At 49.7% G+C, this 15,922-nt stretch carries 12 protein-coding genes; 10 read left to right on the top strand and 2 right to left on the bottom strand.

Translation table 11 applies throughout. The features are described from left to right. Positions 1-77: type IV pilin protein (locus ACTHS3_RS04170; protein WP_440367228.1), on the bottom strand; the 77-nt coding region annotated here is incomplete at its 3' end. Positions 78-366: 289 nt separating this feature from the next. On the opposite strand from ACTHS3_RS04170, the gene ACTHS3_RS04165 reads away from it, so the two are divergent. From ACTHS3_RS04165 to nagZ, 10 genes are all read left to right on the top strand, one after another. After that, complete coding sequence (locus ACTHS3_RS04165; protein WP_004519696.1) at positions 367-1,548, top strand: efflux RND transporter periplasmic adaptor subunit; 1,182 nt, start codon at positions 367-369, stop codon at positions 1,546-1,548. A gap of 81 nt (positions 1,549-1,629) precedes the next feature. Further along, positions 1,630-3,567 carry a MacB family efflux pump subunit gene (locus ACTHS3_RS04160; protein WP_004519695.1) on the top strand — a complete coding sequence of 646 codons (1,938 nt, stop codon included), beginning with the start codon at positions 1,630-1,632 and terminating at the stop codon, positions 3,565-3,567. Positions 3,568-3,630: 63 nt separating this feature from the next. Then, positions 3,631-5,013: a TolC family protein gene (locus ACTHS3_RS04155; RefSeq protein WP_039862103.1), complete on the top strand. Its 1,383-nt coding sequence runs from the start codon at positions 3,631-3,633 to the stop codon at positions 5,011-5,013. Positions 5,014-5,124: 111 nt separating this feature from the next. Further along, positions 5,125-5,991, top strand: coding sequence for a DUF808 domain-containing protein (locus tag ACTHS3_RS04150; RefSeq protein ID WP_049344865.1), 867 nt, complete (start codon positions 5,125-5,127; stop codon positions 5,989-5,991). Between the two features lie 55 nt (positions 5,992-6,046). After that, the gene (gene lnt, locus ACTHS3_RS04145) at positions 6,047-7,594 is read left to right on the top strand and encodes an apolipoprotein N-acyltransferase (protein WP_004519692.1); all 1,548 of its coding nucleotides are present in this window, start codon (positions 6,047-6,049) and stop codon (positions 7,592-7,594) included. A 279-nt stretch (positions 7,595-7,873) separates the two neighbouring features. Next, entirely contained in the window at positions 7,874-8,737 is an 864-nt protein-coding gene (gene rpoH, locus ACTHS3_RS04140) for an RNA polymerase sigma factor RpoH (protein WP_004519690.1), read from the top strand. A gap of 147 nt (positions 8,738-8,884) precedes the next feature. After that, positions 8,885-10,138, top strand: a complete 1,254-nt coding sequence (hemA, locus tag ACTHS3_RS04135) for a glutamyl-tRNA reductase (RefSeq protein WP_003684306.1) — start codon at positions 8,885-8,887, stop codon at positions 10,136-10,138. 245 nt (positions 10,139-10,383) lie between these two features. Beyond that, complete coding sequence (locus ACTHS3_RS04130; RefSeq protein ID WP_004519688.1) at positions 10,384-11,883, top strand: DegQ family serine endoprotease; 1,500 nt, start codon at positions 10,384-10,386, stop codon at positions 11,881-11,883. Between the two features lie 132 nt (positions 11,884-12,015). Next, positions 12,016-13,536 carry a Na+/H+ antiporter NhaC family protein gene (locus ACTHS3_RS04125; RefSeq protein WP_004519687.1) on the top strand — a complete coding sequence of 507 codons (1,521 nt, stop codon included), beginning with the start codon at positions 12,016-12,018 and terminating at the stop codon, positions 13,534-13,536. Positions 13,537-13,633: 97 nt separating this feature from the next. Further along, complete coding sequence (nagZ, locus tag ACTHS3_RS04120; protein ID WP_039862102.1) at positions 13,634-14,719, top strand: beta-N-acetylhexosaminidase; 1,086 nt, start codon at positions 13,634-13,636, stop codon at positions 14,717-14,719. A 79-nt stretch (positions 14,720-14,798) separates the two neighbouring features. Here nagZ and ACTHS3_RS04115 read toward each other — a convergent pair whose 3' ends face one another. Then, a complete protein-coding gene (locus ACTHS3_RS04115) occupies positions 14,799-15,545 on the bottom strand; it encodes an amino acid ABC transporter permease (RefSeq protein WP_049344868.1) in 747 nt (248 codons plus the stop codon). Between the last annotated feature and the right edge of the window lie 377 nt (positions 15,546-15,922).

Genomic DNA, 15,922 nt, shown 5'->3' with positions numbered 1-15,922 from the left:
GCGATGGTAGCGAGAATGGCTGCAATCAAAACGACTATCAGCAGCTCGATAAGCGTGAAGCCTTGTTGGTGTTTCATTTTATTTGTGTCGTTAATAATTGGAATAAGACATGAATATTATAGTCGTTTTCTTGCGGCTTAAATGTTCAGATTCGGAGGGAGTTTGGGAATTTATGTAAACGAGGTACAAGTTCTGAAAAATATCTTCATCCTTTTATTTTTTATTTCAATAAGTTAAACTTCAATTTAAGTTGACCGTCTCTTGGTTGGTCTTGGTCTTTACAGTAAAATCCAGTTGTTTTTTTGTTTCTATCAATACATTGGTTGCTTGTCTGCGACGTTATTTTATTGAATTGGTTCCTTTTATATGTCTAAAGTTTTCAAGTGGGCGGCCGGTACGGCTGTTATCGTGGCTGCGGCTTTCGGCGGCTGGTCTTTGATGAAGCCTGAGCCTCAGTCTTCTTTTATTACGGAAGTGGTCAAACTCGGCGATATCCGTCAAACCGTATCGGCAACCGGCGAAATCTCGCCTTCCAATTTGGTATCCGTAGGCGCGGAAGCTTCAGGCCAGATTAAAAAACTGTATGTGAAACTGGGCCAACAAGTGAAAAAAGGCGATTTGATTGCAGAAATCGACTCAACCAATCAGCTCAATACCTTAAATACCGAAAAATCCAAACTGGAAACTTATCAGGCAAAATTGGTTTCTGCCGAAATTGCGCTTTCCAGTGCGGAGAAAAAATATAAGCGCGAACTTGCCTTATGGAAAGAACAAGCCACTTCCAAAGAAGATTTGGAATCTGCACAAGACTCTTTAGCCGCAGCCAAAGCCAATGTCGCCGAACTGAAGGCCTCCATCAAACAATCCAAAATCTCCATCAATACGGCCGAATCCGAATTGGGACACACGCGGATTACCGCCACCATGGACGGAACCGTGGTCGCCATTCCTGTTGAAGAAGGCCAATCCGTCAATGCGGCGCAATCTACGCCGACCATTATCCAGCTGGCCAATCTGGAAACCATGTTGAACAAAATGCAGATTGCAGAAGGCGACATCACAAAGGTCAAAGCCGGTCAGGATATTTCGTTCACCATTTTGTCCGAGCCGGACACGCCGATTAAAGCGAAATTGGACAGCGTCGACCCCGGCCTGACCACCATGTCTTTGGGCAGCTACACCAGCAGCACGGACACAACTTCCAATGCGATTTACTACTATGCCCGCGCCTTGGTGCCAAATTCCGACGGCAAACTTTCCATCGGCATGACCACTCAAAACACGATTGAAATCAACGGCGTGAAGAATGTCTTACTGGTACCGACGCTGACTGTAAAAAAACATAACGGTAAATCCTATGTCAGCATTTTGGGTGCAGACAATAAAGCGGTAGAACGCGAAGTAACCGTCGGTTTGAAAGATAGTATGAATACCGAAATCAAAAGCGGCTTGAAAGAAGGCGAAAAAGTAATCGTTTCTGAAATGAGCGCAGACGAAAAGAATAAGAGCAGCGAACGCGCGATGATGGGCGGCGGCCCTCCCCGCTGATTGATTAAGGCCGTCTGAAAGGTTTGGCTGTGTTTCAGACGGCCTTGGTTTCTGTATGTCTATTTTTCGCCCGGAAAGATTATGAGTTTAATCGAATGTAAGAATATCAACCGTTTTTTCGGTAGCGGTGAAAACCGTGTGCATGTATTGAAAGATGTCAGCCTTTCTATTGAAAAAGGCGACTTTGTGGCGATTATCGGCCAATCCGGCTCGGGCAAATCAACGCTGATGAATATCTTGGGCTGTCTGGATTCCGCCACTTCCGGCTCTTATCAAATCGACGGCATCGAAACATCGCAAATGCAGCCGGATGAGCTGGCGGCTTTGCGCCGTGAGCGTTTCGGCTTTATTTTCCAGCGTTACAACCTGTTAAGTTCGCTGACCGCCCGGGACAACGTCGCCCTGCCTGCCGTATATATGGGCATGGACAGCAAAGAGCGCGCGGAACGTGCGGAAAAACTGTTGGGCGATTTGGGTTTGCAAAATAAAGAAGGCAACAAACCCAGCGAACTTTCCGGCGGGCAGCAACAGCGCGTTTCGATTGCCCGCGCGTTGATGAACGGCGGCGAAATCATCTTTGCCGACGAACCAACCGGCGCATTGGATACCGCCAGCGGTAAAAATGTGATGGAAATCATCCACAAGCTGCACGAAGACGGGCATACCGTGATTATGGTTACCCACGATCCGGGCATTGCGGCAAATGCAAACCGCGTCATCGAAATTCGCGACGGTCAGATTATTTCGGATACGTCTAAAAATCCCGATATTCCGCCAAGCAAAGTGGAGAGGATTAAAGAAAAAGCTTCCTGGTCGTTTTATTACGATCAATTTATGGAAGCATTCAAAATGTCGGTACAGGCGATTATGGCGCACAAAATGCGTTCGCTGCTGACCATGCTGGGGATTATCATCGGTATCGCTTCGGTAGTATCGGTAGTGGCCTTGGGTAATGGTTCTCAACAAAAAATCTTGGAAGACATCAACTCGATGGGCACAAACACCATCAGTATCTTCCCCGGCCGTGGTTTTGGCGACCGTAGAAGCGGACGGATCAAGACACTGACGATTAATGACGCAAAAGCTATCAGCCAACAAAGTTACGTCGCCTCCGCCACCCCTCAAACCAACTCCAGCGGCACCTTGACCTACCGCAACACCGACCTGACCGCCTCGCTTTACGGCGTAGGCGAACAATATTTCGACGTGCGCGGTTTGAAATTGGAAGAAGGCCGTCTGTTTGATGATGACGATGTAAAAACCGATGCCCAAGTTGTCGTCATCGACCAAAACACCAAAACCAAACTCTTCGGCGAAGGTGTCAATCCTTTAGGCAAAACCATCCTTTTCAAAAAACGTCCGCTAACCGTCATCGGCATTATGAAAAAGGATGACAACTCATTTGGCAATTCCGACTCGCTGATGCTTTGGTCGCCTTATACAACGGTCATGCACCAAATTACCGGCGAAAGCTATACCAACTCCATCGTTGTCAAAATCAAAGACGATGCCAACACACAGGTTGCCGAAAAAAGCCTGACCGAGCTGCTGAAAGCACGCCACGGTACAGAAGACTTCTTTATGAACAACAGCGACAGCATCAAAGAAATGGTGGAAAGCACAACCGGCACCATGACGCTGCTGATTTCTTCCATCGCGGTCATCTCTTTGGTGGTCGGCGGTATCGGCGTGATGAACATCATGCTGGTCTCCGTTACCGAGCGCACCAAAGAAATCGGCGTTCGCATGGCAATCGGCGCACGCCGCAACAATATTTTGCAACAGTTCCTGATTGAGGCCGTCTTAATCTGTATCATCGGCGGCCTGTCCGGCGTATTGCTGTCCGCAAGCATCAGCCTGGTGTTCAACTATTTTGTTACCGACTTCCCAATGAGCATTTCCATGACTTCCGTCATCGGCGCAGTCGTCTGCTCCACCGCCATCGGCGTCGCGTTCGGCTTTATGCCTGCCAACAAGGCTTCCAAGCTCAACCCGATTGATGCGCTGGCTCAGGATTGATTATGTTTCAGACGGCCTATTATTTTAGGGCCGTCTGAAATGCTGTTACCCGAAAGATTTTTTATGAAGACGAAACCTTTTTCCCAAGCAGCCTTATCATTGGCTGTTGCCCTTGCCCTAAGTGCGTGCGCCGCGCCTAAAGCCAATCCGAACCTGACGCTGGAAGCGACCGGCCAAGTCATGAGCGCGGCGGAAACTGCCGAACGCTACGATGTAAACGGCAACTGGTGGGAAATCTACCAAAGCCAGCAGCTCAATGCGCTGATGGAGCAGGCGCTGGCGAACAATGTCGATTTGAAACAGGCCGCCATCAGCGTCAACAAAGCTTTGTATCAAGCCAATATTTTGGGCGCGGATTTGGTGCCTTCGTTCAGCGGATCGTTGGGCGCGAACGCTTCTAAAAACCTGAAAACCGGCAGCCATGGCAATACCTTCAGCAGCCAGCTTGGTTTGAGCTACGAATTGGATTTGTGGCGCAAACTCAGTGCCACTGCCGATGCGCAGGTATGGGAATACCAAGCCACGCATGAAGACATGGCCAATACACGCCTGACTTTGATTAATAATGTCGCCGATGCGTATTTCAATATCTCCTACCTGAACGAAGCCATCGAGTTGGCGAAAAAATCGCTGAAGCAATACCAGGAAATCAACCGCATTGCGAATGCCAAGTTCCACTACGGCCGAGCCGACTCAAGCCAGCCGACCCAAGCCAAACAGTCATTGCTGAGCGCAGAAAACAGCCTGTTGTCTTTGCAAAACAATTTGGATACGCAAAAACAGGTTTTGCGTAATTTATTGAATTTAAGGCCGTCTGAAAACATGGCCGCCGATCCGGCACAATTCCGCCTGCTGCCGGTCAAAGGCGTGAACTTGGACGTACCGATTACCGTTTTAGCCAACCGCCCCGACCTGCGCGCCGCCGAATACCGCCTGCAGGCGTCGCAGCAATCGGTCAACGCGCAAAAACGCAGTTGGTATCCGTCGATTACTTTGGGCGCAAGTTTGAGTACGTCTTCCGATAAAGCGAAAAGCACGTTCAATATCCCTATGTTAGGCGGATCGGCCACCATCAATCTGCCTTTCCTTAATTGGCAGATCATGAAATGGAAAGACAAAACCGTACAAGCGGAGATGGACAGTGCCAAGCTGAATTTTGAAAAAGCCCTGACTACCGCGCTCAACGAGGTCAACACCAATTACCTTGCCTACAAAAACGCGCAGGCCAGCCTTGCCAATCAAGAACAGCGTTATCAGTTGGACAAGAAAAACAGCCATTACTATCAAGTACGCTACCAACACGGTAAAAACGAGCTGAAAGACTGGCTGGAGGCTTTGAATTCGGAATACAGCTCGGCGCAAAACCTACTGAACCAACGCTATGAAGCCTTGAAATACGAAAATATGGTGTATAAAGCCATGGCTGGACGTTATACGCCGAAATAGCATTTTCAGACGGCCTTTGGTTAATTTCCGTCAAAGGCCGTCTGAAACCATTCAAGCAACTGAATTTTCATATATAATCGCGCGTTTATTTGATTTTATCCGGACAACATTATGGCCTTCGCCTCTCTCTTTACGCTTTTGGACGACATTACCGCCGTTTTGGACGACGTAGCGATGATGACCAAAGTCGCCGCAAAAAAAACCGCCGGCGTGGTCGGTGACGATTTGGCGCTCAACGCCAATCAGGTAACCGGCGTATCCGCCGAGCGCGAATTGCCGATTATTTGGGCGGTGGCAAAAGGCTCTCTGGTCAATAAGCTGATTCTGGTGCCGCTTGCACTGTTGCTTTCCGCTTTCCTGCCAGCGCTGATTACGCCCTTGTTGATGATCGGCGGTGTTTATTTGTGTTTTGAAGGCGTGGAAAAACTGTTGCACAAATTCTTGCACCGCAATGAACACGAAGACGGACACGATGCCGAGCCTGAAGTCACAGACGAAAAAACAAAAGTGAAAGGCGCGGTCCGCACAGATTTCATCCTCTCCGCCGAAATTATTATTATCGCGCTGGGCGTTGTTGAAAAATATGACCTGATGACGCGTTCTTTGGTTATGGCCGCCATCGGTGTCGGCATGACGGCATTGGTCTATGGTTTGGTCGGCATTATCGTCAAACTTGACGACCTCGGCATGATGTTGATGCGCCAAAAAAGCGTTGCTGTGCAAGGTATCGGACGCAGTTTGATTTCATTTATGCCTTGGTTTATGCGTGGCTTGAGCATTGTCGGTACGCTGGCGATGTTCTTGGTTGGCGGCGGACTGATCACCCACAACCTTGGCTTTTTGCACGATTTCCTCCACGCACAGCATTGGGACAGCGGCATGATGGAACATATCGCCAACTTGGTGGTCGGAGTAGCCGCCGGTGCATTGGCTTGCGCAATCGTCCTGCCTGCAATGAAATTGTTTCAAAAAGACTGATTTTGTTTCCCTGCCGTCTGAAAACTTTTCAGACGGCCTCAATACCATTTAAAGCATGAATATTTTCCGTAAACTCGAACAATATTGGCAACATCCGCTGCTTTACTGGCCGCTGGTCATCTTGATTGCCGCCGCGACACCGTTCACTTTCGCCCCGTATTATCATTTCTGGCTGATGCCGCTGTTGTTTGGCGCGCTGATACGCCTGATTGAATTGCGTCCACGCTTTGCCGTCATGACTGCCTATCTGTTCGGATTAATCGGTTATACGGCGCAGTTTTATTGGATACACACTGCCTTGCATGATGTTTCGGGTTTGCCGGATTCATACGCCATCCCCCTCACCTTCCTGCTGCCGGCATTTCTTGCGCTTTATCCGGCCATCTGTTTTTGGGTGTGGAGAAAATGCAACCTGTCGCGCTGGGCCAAAACCGGCCTCCTGCTGCCGATTTTGTGGACGCTGGCAGAATTTGCCCGCGAACGTTTCCTGACTGGATTCGGCTGGGGTGCAATCGGCTATTCCCAAATCATCAAAGACAGCCCGTTGGCAGGCTTCGCGCCTTTGGGCGGCATTCATATGGTCACGCTGGCAACCGCTTTTCTCAGCGCATGGCTGGTGTTGCTGATTGACAACCACGGCCGTCTGAAACACCGCCTCCTGCCCTTATTCCTTATCGTTGCACTCTGCTCCGTCGGCTACATTTCCCAACAAACCGAATACACCCGCCCTGACGGCAGCACCAGCACGGTTGCCCTGATTCAAGGCAATATCGAGCAAAATCTGAAATGGAAAGAAGAGCAAATCATCCCAACCATTCAGAAATACTACGAACAAATCAGCAAAACCAGTGCTGACATCGTCATCCTGCCCGAGACCGCCCTGCCACTGATGCGCCAAGACCTGCCCGAAGGCATCTTGGAACAATTCGCCGAGCAAGCGCAAAGCAACGGCAGCGCGTTGGCCATCGGTATCAGCCAATATACGCCCGACGGCAACGGCTACGAAAATGCAGTCATCAATTTGAGCGACTATCACAACAGCACTTCCGATACCATCCCCTACTACGCCAAGAACCACCTCGTTCCATTTGGCGAATACAAGCCCTTGCCCACCATTACCGAGCGCCTCTATAAAATGATGGATATGCCTTTGGCCGACTTTCAAAAAGGCGGCGACAACCAAGCGCCTTTGGTGATGAAAGATCAAAAAGTCGCCTTCAATATCTGCTATGAAGACGGTTTCGGCGACGAACTCATTGCAACGGCGAAACGCTCCACCTTGCTTGCCAACATCAGCAATATGGCGTGGTATGGCAAGTCCAATGCCATGTACCAGCAGCTTCAACAGTCCCAAGCGCGTGCAATGGAACTGGGCCGCTACATGGTTCGCGCCACCAATACCGGCGCGACCGCCATTATTTCCCCTAAAGGTACGATTGTTGCCGAAGCCCAACCGGATACAGAAACCGTCCTCGAAGGCCACGTTAAAGGCTATATCGGCGAAACGCCTTATATGAAAGCAGGCGGCTCAACATGGCTTATCAGCATTTTGGCCGTTATCGGCGTATTCCTTATCCTGATTGGCCGGAAAAAACCAGAATAAAAAATTTTTAAGACCTTGTTATACAAGGTCTTTTTTATCACCAAAACTATTTACATACAGAAATGTTTGTAATATACTTAGCCAAAACCTAGCAAATCACTCAAATTTTCTAAGACAATCAACCCTTGCGATTCAAGCAGTAAAAACTATTGGATCTATCGTTAATTTACAGAAAAAATCCAACCCATAACAAAACAAACCACAGGCAGTGTTATACTGCTTGTCACACAATAAACAAAAAGCCGTTTTCAGACGGCCCAATCAAGGAGAGTATCCTTTATGAATAAAGCTTTTGCATTACCCGTTATCCACAGCGGCAACGGTAGCCTCGAGCAATACATTCATACTGTCAACAGCATTCCCATGCTGACTGCCGAAGAAGAAACACAACTGGCCGAACGTCAACAAAAAGGCGATCTCAACGCCGCCAAACAGCTTATTCTGTCTCATCTTCGCGTCGTCGTATCCATTGCACGCGGTTACGACGGCTACGGCCTCAACCAAGCCGACCTGATTCAAGAAGGTAATATCGGCCTGATGAAAGCCGTCAAACGCTACGAACCGAGCCGCGGCGCGCGCCTGTTTTCGTTTGCCGTGCATTGGATTAAAGCCGAAATCCATGAATTCATTTTGCGCAACTGGCGTTTGGTCCGCGTTGCCACAACCAAACCGCAACGCAAACTGTTCTTCAATCTGCGCAGCATGCGTAAAAACCTGAATGCCTTGTCTCCAAAAGAAGCGCAAGAAATCGCCGACGATTTGGGCGTCAAATTGTCCGAAGTCTTGGAAATGGAACAACGCATGACCGGTCACGATATCGGCATCATGGCAGAAAACAACGATGACGAAGACAACTTCGCCCCTATCGACTGGTTGGCCGATCACGATGCAGAGCCTAGCCGCCAGTTGTCCAAACAAGCCCACTACGCCCTGCAAACCGAAGGTCTGCAAAACGCCTTGGCACAACTGGACGACCGCAGCCGCCGTATCGTTGAAAGCCGCTGGTTGCAAGACGATGGCGGTTTGACCCTGCACGAATTGGCTGCCGAATACGGTGTATCTGCCGAACGCATCCGCCAAATCGAAGCCAAAGCTATGCAAAAACTGCGCGGTTTCTTGGCAGAAGAAGCTGAAGCCGTTTAAGCCTTTCTTGATAAAAGGCCGTCTGAATCTTTTCAGACGGCCTTTTCGATGGCAAACCTCATTGCATCTTCTCCCCCAACACATTCATTTTAAAGCCCACTTAAGCTATAATACCCACCACACACACTACCCAGTCATACCATAACCATGCAACTTACCGTCGTCGGACTCAATCACCAAACCGCGCCCTTGAGCATACGCGAAAAACTGGCATTTGCAGCTGCAAATCTGCCGGATGCCGTGTCCAACCTCGCGCGTAGTGAGGCGGCGGAAGAAGCAGTCATTCTTTCTACCTGCAACCGCACCGAGCTTTACTGCGTCGGCGAAACCGAAAAAATCATCGACTGGTTGGCACAATATCACGACCTGCCTGCCGAAGAAATCCGCCCTTACCTCTATACCTTAGATAATAATGAAACCGTCCGCCACGCCTTCCGCGTCGCCTGCGGTTTAGATTCCATGGTCTTGGGCGAACCGCAAATTCTCGGTCAAATCAAAGATGCCGTCCGCGTTGCGCAAGAACAGGAAAGCATCAACACCCACTTAAACGCCCTGTTTCAAAAAACCTTTGCCGTTGCCAAAGAAGTGCGTACCGACACTGCTGTCGGCGAAAACTCCGTCTCCATGGCTTCTGCATCGGTCAAAATGGCAGAGCAAATCTTCCCTTCCATTTCTGATCTGAACGTCCTTTTTATCGGCGCAGGCGAAATGATTGAGCTGGTGGCTACTTATTTTGCCGCCAAAAATCCCAAGCTCATTACCGTTGCCAACCGCACACACCAGCGCGCGCAGGAATTGTGCGACAAACTCGGTGTCAACGCCGAAGCTTGCCTGCTGAACGAATTGCCCGATATTCTTCACGATTACGACGTGGTTGTTTCTTCCACTGCCAGCCAACTCCCACTCGTCGGCAAAGGCATGGTCGAACGCGCATTGAAAAAACGCCACAACATGCCTGTTTTCCTGCTGGATTTGGCTGTTCCGCGCGATATCGAAGCCGAAGTCGGCGAATTGGAAGACGCATATCTCTATACCGTAGACGACATGATGGACATTGTCCAAAGCGGTAAAGATGCGCGCAAAAAAGCAGCGGCGGCGGCTGAAAGCATGGTGGAAGAAAAAGTCAGCGAATTTATCCGCCTACAGAAAAACCGCCAAAGCGTTCCGCTTATCCGCGCCTTGCGCGACGAAGGTGAACGTGCACGCCGCCAAGTATTGGAAAATGCCATGAAGCAACTGGCAAAAGGCGTATCCGCCGAGGATGTCCTCGAACGCCTCTCCATTCAGTTGACCAACAAACTGCTCCACTCTCCGACACGCACGCTCAATAAAGCTGGCTCGGACAACAGCGAATTAATCGATGCCGTGGCACAGATCTACCATTTGGATCAACACGACTGACCACAATTTAAAGGCCGTCTGAAAAAAGCGAACCGACCGACAGGTCATATTCAAAAGTTTTCAGACGGCCTTAAAACAATAAAATCCCAATTATCATTTTTTCATTTAAAATGAAATGCTTGAAAAAAAACCGTTAAAGTGTAAAAATCCTACCTTATACATTTAAACAGCATTCAAACAATAAAACTGCCTGCCGATTCAAACGCATGCCGACAATACGATAGGCACCGGCAAAAGGAACTTTCGTGCATATTAAAACAAACACATATCTGGCCCTTGCTGTCCTCTCAGCTTCCCTTCTTTCAGGTTGCGACAAAGTCAGCACCTTTTTCGACAAAGACGAAAACAAAGAACTCGTTCAACGTATTGAAACCAATACCGATGACGGAAAAGTCGGTATGTTGTTGCCCGACTTCGCCCAACTGGTGCAAAACGAAGGACAGGCCGTCGTCAATATTCAAGCGACACCGGCAAAACGCTCTGCGACACCGGATGACGACCACAGCATGGACCTGAGCCAATTTCCCGACAACGATCCGTTTTACGAGTTCTTCAAACGCCTTGTTCCCAATATGCCAGACATGCCGCAAGAAGATACCGAAAGCGACGATCTGAATTTCGGCTCCGGCTTCATCATCAGCAAAGACGGCTATATCCTGACCAATACCCACGTGGTTGCTGGCATGGGCAATATCAAAGTCCTGCTCAACGACAAACGCGAATACACGGCCAAACTGGTCGGCTCAGACGCCCAATCCGACGTTGCCCTCTTAAAAATTGAGCCGCAAGAAGACTTGCCGGTTGTCAAAATCGGCAATCCGAAAGATTTGAAACCGGGCGAATGGGTAGCCGCCATCGGCGCACCTTTCGGCTTTGACAACAGCGTAACTTCAGGCATCGTCTCCGCTAAAGGCCGCAGCCTGCCGAATGAAAACTACACGCCGTTCATCCAAACCGACGTTGCCATCAACCCCGGCAACTCAGGCGGCCCGTTATTCAACCTCCGCGGCCAAGTAGTCGGCATCAACTCGCAAATTTACAGCCGAAGCGGCGGTTTCATGGGCATTTCGTTTGCCATTCCGATTGATGTTGCCATGAATGTGGCCGATCAATTAAAAGCCAACGGCAAAGTCCAACGCGGTCAATTAGGCGTGGTTATCCAAGAAGTTTCTTACGATTTGGCCAAATCTTTCGGTTTGGACAAAGCAAGCGGCGCGCTGATTGCCAAAATCATGCCGAACAGCGCAGCGCAACAAGCCGGGTTGCAAGTCGGCGATATTGTCCGCAGCGTAAACGGAGAAGAAGTCCGTGCCTCCAGCGACTTGCCGGTCATGGTCGGCTCGATGATGCCGGGCAAAGAAGTGACTTTGAGCATTTGGCGCGGCGGCAAACAAACCGATGTCAAAGTCAAACTTGGCAGCGCAGCCGAACAAACGGAAACTTCTGCAAAAGAAGCCGAACACCCGCAACACGAAGGCGGCCATGACGGATTTACCGTTGAAAATGCAGGCCTAACTTTGCAGGTTGAAAACGCAGACGGCAAACAACGCTTAATCGTTCTGCGCGTTAGCGGTGCGGCCGAACGTGCCGGCCTCAAACGCGGCGACGAAATTATTGCCGTCAGCCAAATCAGCGTCAATGACGAATCCACTTTCCGTAGCGCATTGGAAAGCGCAGGCAAAAACGTACCGCTTTTGGTACAACGCGAAGGCAATACTTTGTTCCTCGCGCTAAATCTGCAATAGCAAGATTTTCAGACGGCATGATGATGCGTTAAATGATAAAATACCCATCTGTCAGAGGCGGTGGGTATTTTGTTATCCGTCTTCCAGTTTAGGCCGTCTGAAAATATTTCACCGCTTATATACAATATAATTATGCAACTTATTAATTATTCGAATTCTATTTTATCCATTATTCCTGCAGCCATCGCGCTTGCCCTGGCCATTGCCACGCGTCGTGTATTGCTGTCCTTGGGTGTCGGCATTATCGTCGGCTCATTCCTGCTGGTAGGCGGTAATCCGCTTGATGCCTTGGTTCACTTGAAAGACATGGCCGTCAGCCTGACTTGGGCGGACGGCGATTGGTCTTTGGGCAAACCCAAAATCCTGCTCTTCTTAGTGCTTTTGGGGATTTTCACTTCCCTGCTGACGCATTCAGGCAGTAACCAAGCATTTGCCGATTGGGCAAAACAGCACATCAAAGGCCGCCGTGGTGCGAAGCTGCTGACTGCCTGCCTGGTATTCGTTACCTTTATTGACGACTATTTCCACAGCCTTGCCGTCGGCGCGATTGCCCGCCCTGTAACCGACAAATTCAAAGTTTCCCGCGCCAAACTGGCTTATATCCTTGACTCCACTGCCGCGCCGATGTGCGTTTTGATGCCTGTATCCAGCTGGGGGGCATCGATTATTGCTACTTTGGCAGGCCTTTTGGTGACTTACAACATCACAGACTACACACCAATGGGCGCATTCGTGGCCATGAGCCTGATGAATTACTACGCCGTCTTCGCATTGATTATGGTGTTTGTCGTGGCCTGGTTCTCCTTCGACATCGGCTCCATGGCCCGTTTGGAACGCGCCGCTTTGAATGAAATTCATGATGAAACCGTTGAAACAGGCCATCCCAACGGTCGCGTATTCGCTCTGATTGTGCCGGTTTTGGTACTGATCGTCGCCACTGTTTCCGCCATGATTTACACTGGCGCACAAGCTTCTGAAACCTTCTCTTTGCTCAGCGCATTTGAAAATACCGATGTAAACACTTCCCTCGTATTCGGCGGCACCTGCGGCGTATTGGCCGTCATCCTCTGCACCATCGGCACCATCAAAACCGGCGATTACCCTAAAGCCATTTGGCAGGGCATCATCTCTATGCGCGGTGCCATTACCATCTTAATTTTGGCATGGATCATCAGCACCGTTGTCAGCGAGATGCACACCGGCGAATACCTCTCCACTTTGGTGGCAGGCAATATCCACGCAGGCTTCCTACCCGTGATTTTGTTTATGCTCGCAGGCGTGATGGCCTTCGCTACCGGCACAAGCTGGGGCACATTCGGCATCATGTTGCCGATTGCCGCCGCCATGGCCGTCAAAGTCGAACCTTCGCTGATTATCCCTTGCATGTCTGCCGTAATGGCCGGTGCCGTATTTGGCGACCACTGCTCGCCAATTTCCGATACCACTATCCTCTCTTCTACCGGCGCACACTGTAACCACATCGACCACGTTACCTCGCAATTCCCTTATGCGCTGACCGTAGCCGCATCTGCTGCCACAGGCTACCTCGCACTGGGCATGACCGGCTCTGCGCCTTTAGGTTTTGTGGTAACCGGCATCGTGATGGTTGTGTTGGTTTTCATCTTAAAAGACAAGAAAAAAGCAACTGCCTAATTCAAAACCAATATTCAGACGGCCTGAGATATTCTTACACTCTCAGGCCGTCTGAACATAACGATTATCCAATAGATACATTATTCAGGACAAAACAATGAATACGCCTCATCTTCCACGCGGCCCAGTCATGGCCGACGTCGCTGCCTATCATCTGACCGAAGAAGAAAAACAACGCCTGCTCGACCCTGCCGTCGGTGGCGTTATTTTGTTCCGCCGCAACTTTGAAAACGTTTCCCAGCTCAAAGCTTTGGTTCAAGAAATCAAAGCCGTCCGTACACCTGAACTTATCATCGCCGTCGACCACGAAGGCGGACGGGTTCAACGTTTTATTGACGGCTTCACCCGCCTGCCTGCCATGAATGTATTGGGCGAAATTTGGGATAACGAAGGCCAAGAAGCCGCCTGTACCCAAGCAGAACAAGTCGGCTGGGTTTTGGCAACCGAACTCTCCGCCTGCGGTATCGACCTATCCTTTACGCCTGTATTGGATTTGGACTGGGGTCAATGCGCCGTCATCGGCAACCGCAGTTTCCACCGCGACGCCAACATCGTTACCCAGCTTGCCCTTGCCCTGCAAAAAGGTCTGAACAAAGGCGGCATGAAATCTTGCGGCAAACACTTCCCCGGCCACGGCTTTGTCGAAGGCGACAGCCATCACGTCCTGCCTTGCGACGAACGCAGCCGAGAAGAGCTAGAAGCCGCAGACCTTATCCCCTTCCGAGCATTGAGCCAAGCAGGCATGGCCGCAGTCATGCCTGCCCACGTCGTATACCCGCAAACCGACAGCCAACCTGCCGGCTTCTCCGAAAAATGGCTGAAACAAATCCTGCGCCAAGAAATCGGATTTAACGGCGTTATCTTTTCAGACGACCTGACCATGGAAGGCGCATGCGGTGTCGGCGGTATTAAAGAACGCGCCCGCCTTTCTTTTGAAGCAGGCTGCGATATTGTACTGGTGTGCAACCGTCCCGATTTGGTAGATGAATTGCGAGACGGTTTCCACGCACCGGCAAACGCCGACTTGGCAGCGCGTTGGCAATACATGGCCAACACATTGACCGTACAAGAAGCCGCCGACATCATGGCAACCGAAGCATTCCAAGCCGCCCAACAAGCAACTGCCAAACTGGCAACGCCAAAAGACATCGCTGGCGGTGTCAAAGTCGGTGAAGCATTCTGATTCAAGGCCGTCTGAAACATTGACAGCAAATAAAAAAAGGAAGACTTGAAAAAGTCTTCCTTTTTTTGATTTAAAGCGATTAGCGGTGTTGCGGATTGTAACGGTTTTCCAATCGCAGGAATACCCAACCCAAAAAGCTTGTCAGCACCAAATAAATCAGCGCAATTGTATAAAGCGGCTCTTCATAGACAGAATAGCGGCCGGTAATCGTGCTTTGTACATAAGCCAACTCTGCCACGCCAATGACGGAAAGCAATGAGCTGTCTTTCAACAACGTAATAAACTCACTGGCCAATGGCGGCAACATACGGCGCAAAGCTTGCGGCAAAATCACATAACGCATCGCCTGAGTATAGGTCAGCCCCAAAGAACGCGCAGCTTCCATTTGGCCTTTATCAATCGATTGAATACCGGCACGGAAAATTTCACAAATATACGCACCCGAGTTCGCAACCAAAGCCAAAGAACCGGCAATCAGCGCACCATAAGAACGGCGCAGATCAACAGCTGCTTCGCCGCTAATCAGCACACCGTCGGCCGGGTGAACGAAAAATGGGAACCAAACATAAGCCCAAATCACAATTTGTACAAACAATGGCGTACCGCGGAACAGCGTAACATACCAAAAAGAAATCTTACGCAACACCCAAGCCAAGGCACGCATCGGCACACCGGCTTTTTCCGGATTGATCAAACGCGCCAATGCCAACAGCAAACCCAAAACCGAGCCACCTGCCGTTGCAACCACCGTCAGTCCCAGCGTTGTCAACACGCCGTATAAAAACATCCAGCGGTATTCATAAATAATGTCAAAACGAAAATCCATAAACCTTCCGTCGGTCAAAATCGGTAACTAATCCGAATATTTTTTAAAATGAAGCTTGATATTTTACAAGAAAATACATTGCTTGAACGGTTTTTTGTTAAATTATTCCGCCCAACCCTGCTTTTTTTACATTTCTAATAAATTAAAGCCCCTTTTCACCTTTGCCCATATAGGACATTTTCCGTATAAAAAACAAAGCGCAAACCCGACACAAAATTGACCGAAACACAAAAACAGCGGATAATTCGCCCATTCTTCAAACATCTTTCAGACGGCCTTCCCTCTTCCCTTAAAGGCCGTCTGAAAACATTTTAAAAAGCATAAAACATGAAAGCACCCGAACTCTTATTGCCTGCAGGCGGCCTCGAACGTATGCG

The sequence above is a fragment of the Neisseria sp. P0009.S007 genome, from assembly GCF_051962515.1.
Note: the sequence above shows the minus strand (reverse complement) of the source record. Positions and strands in the feature narration are given on the sequence as shown.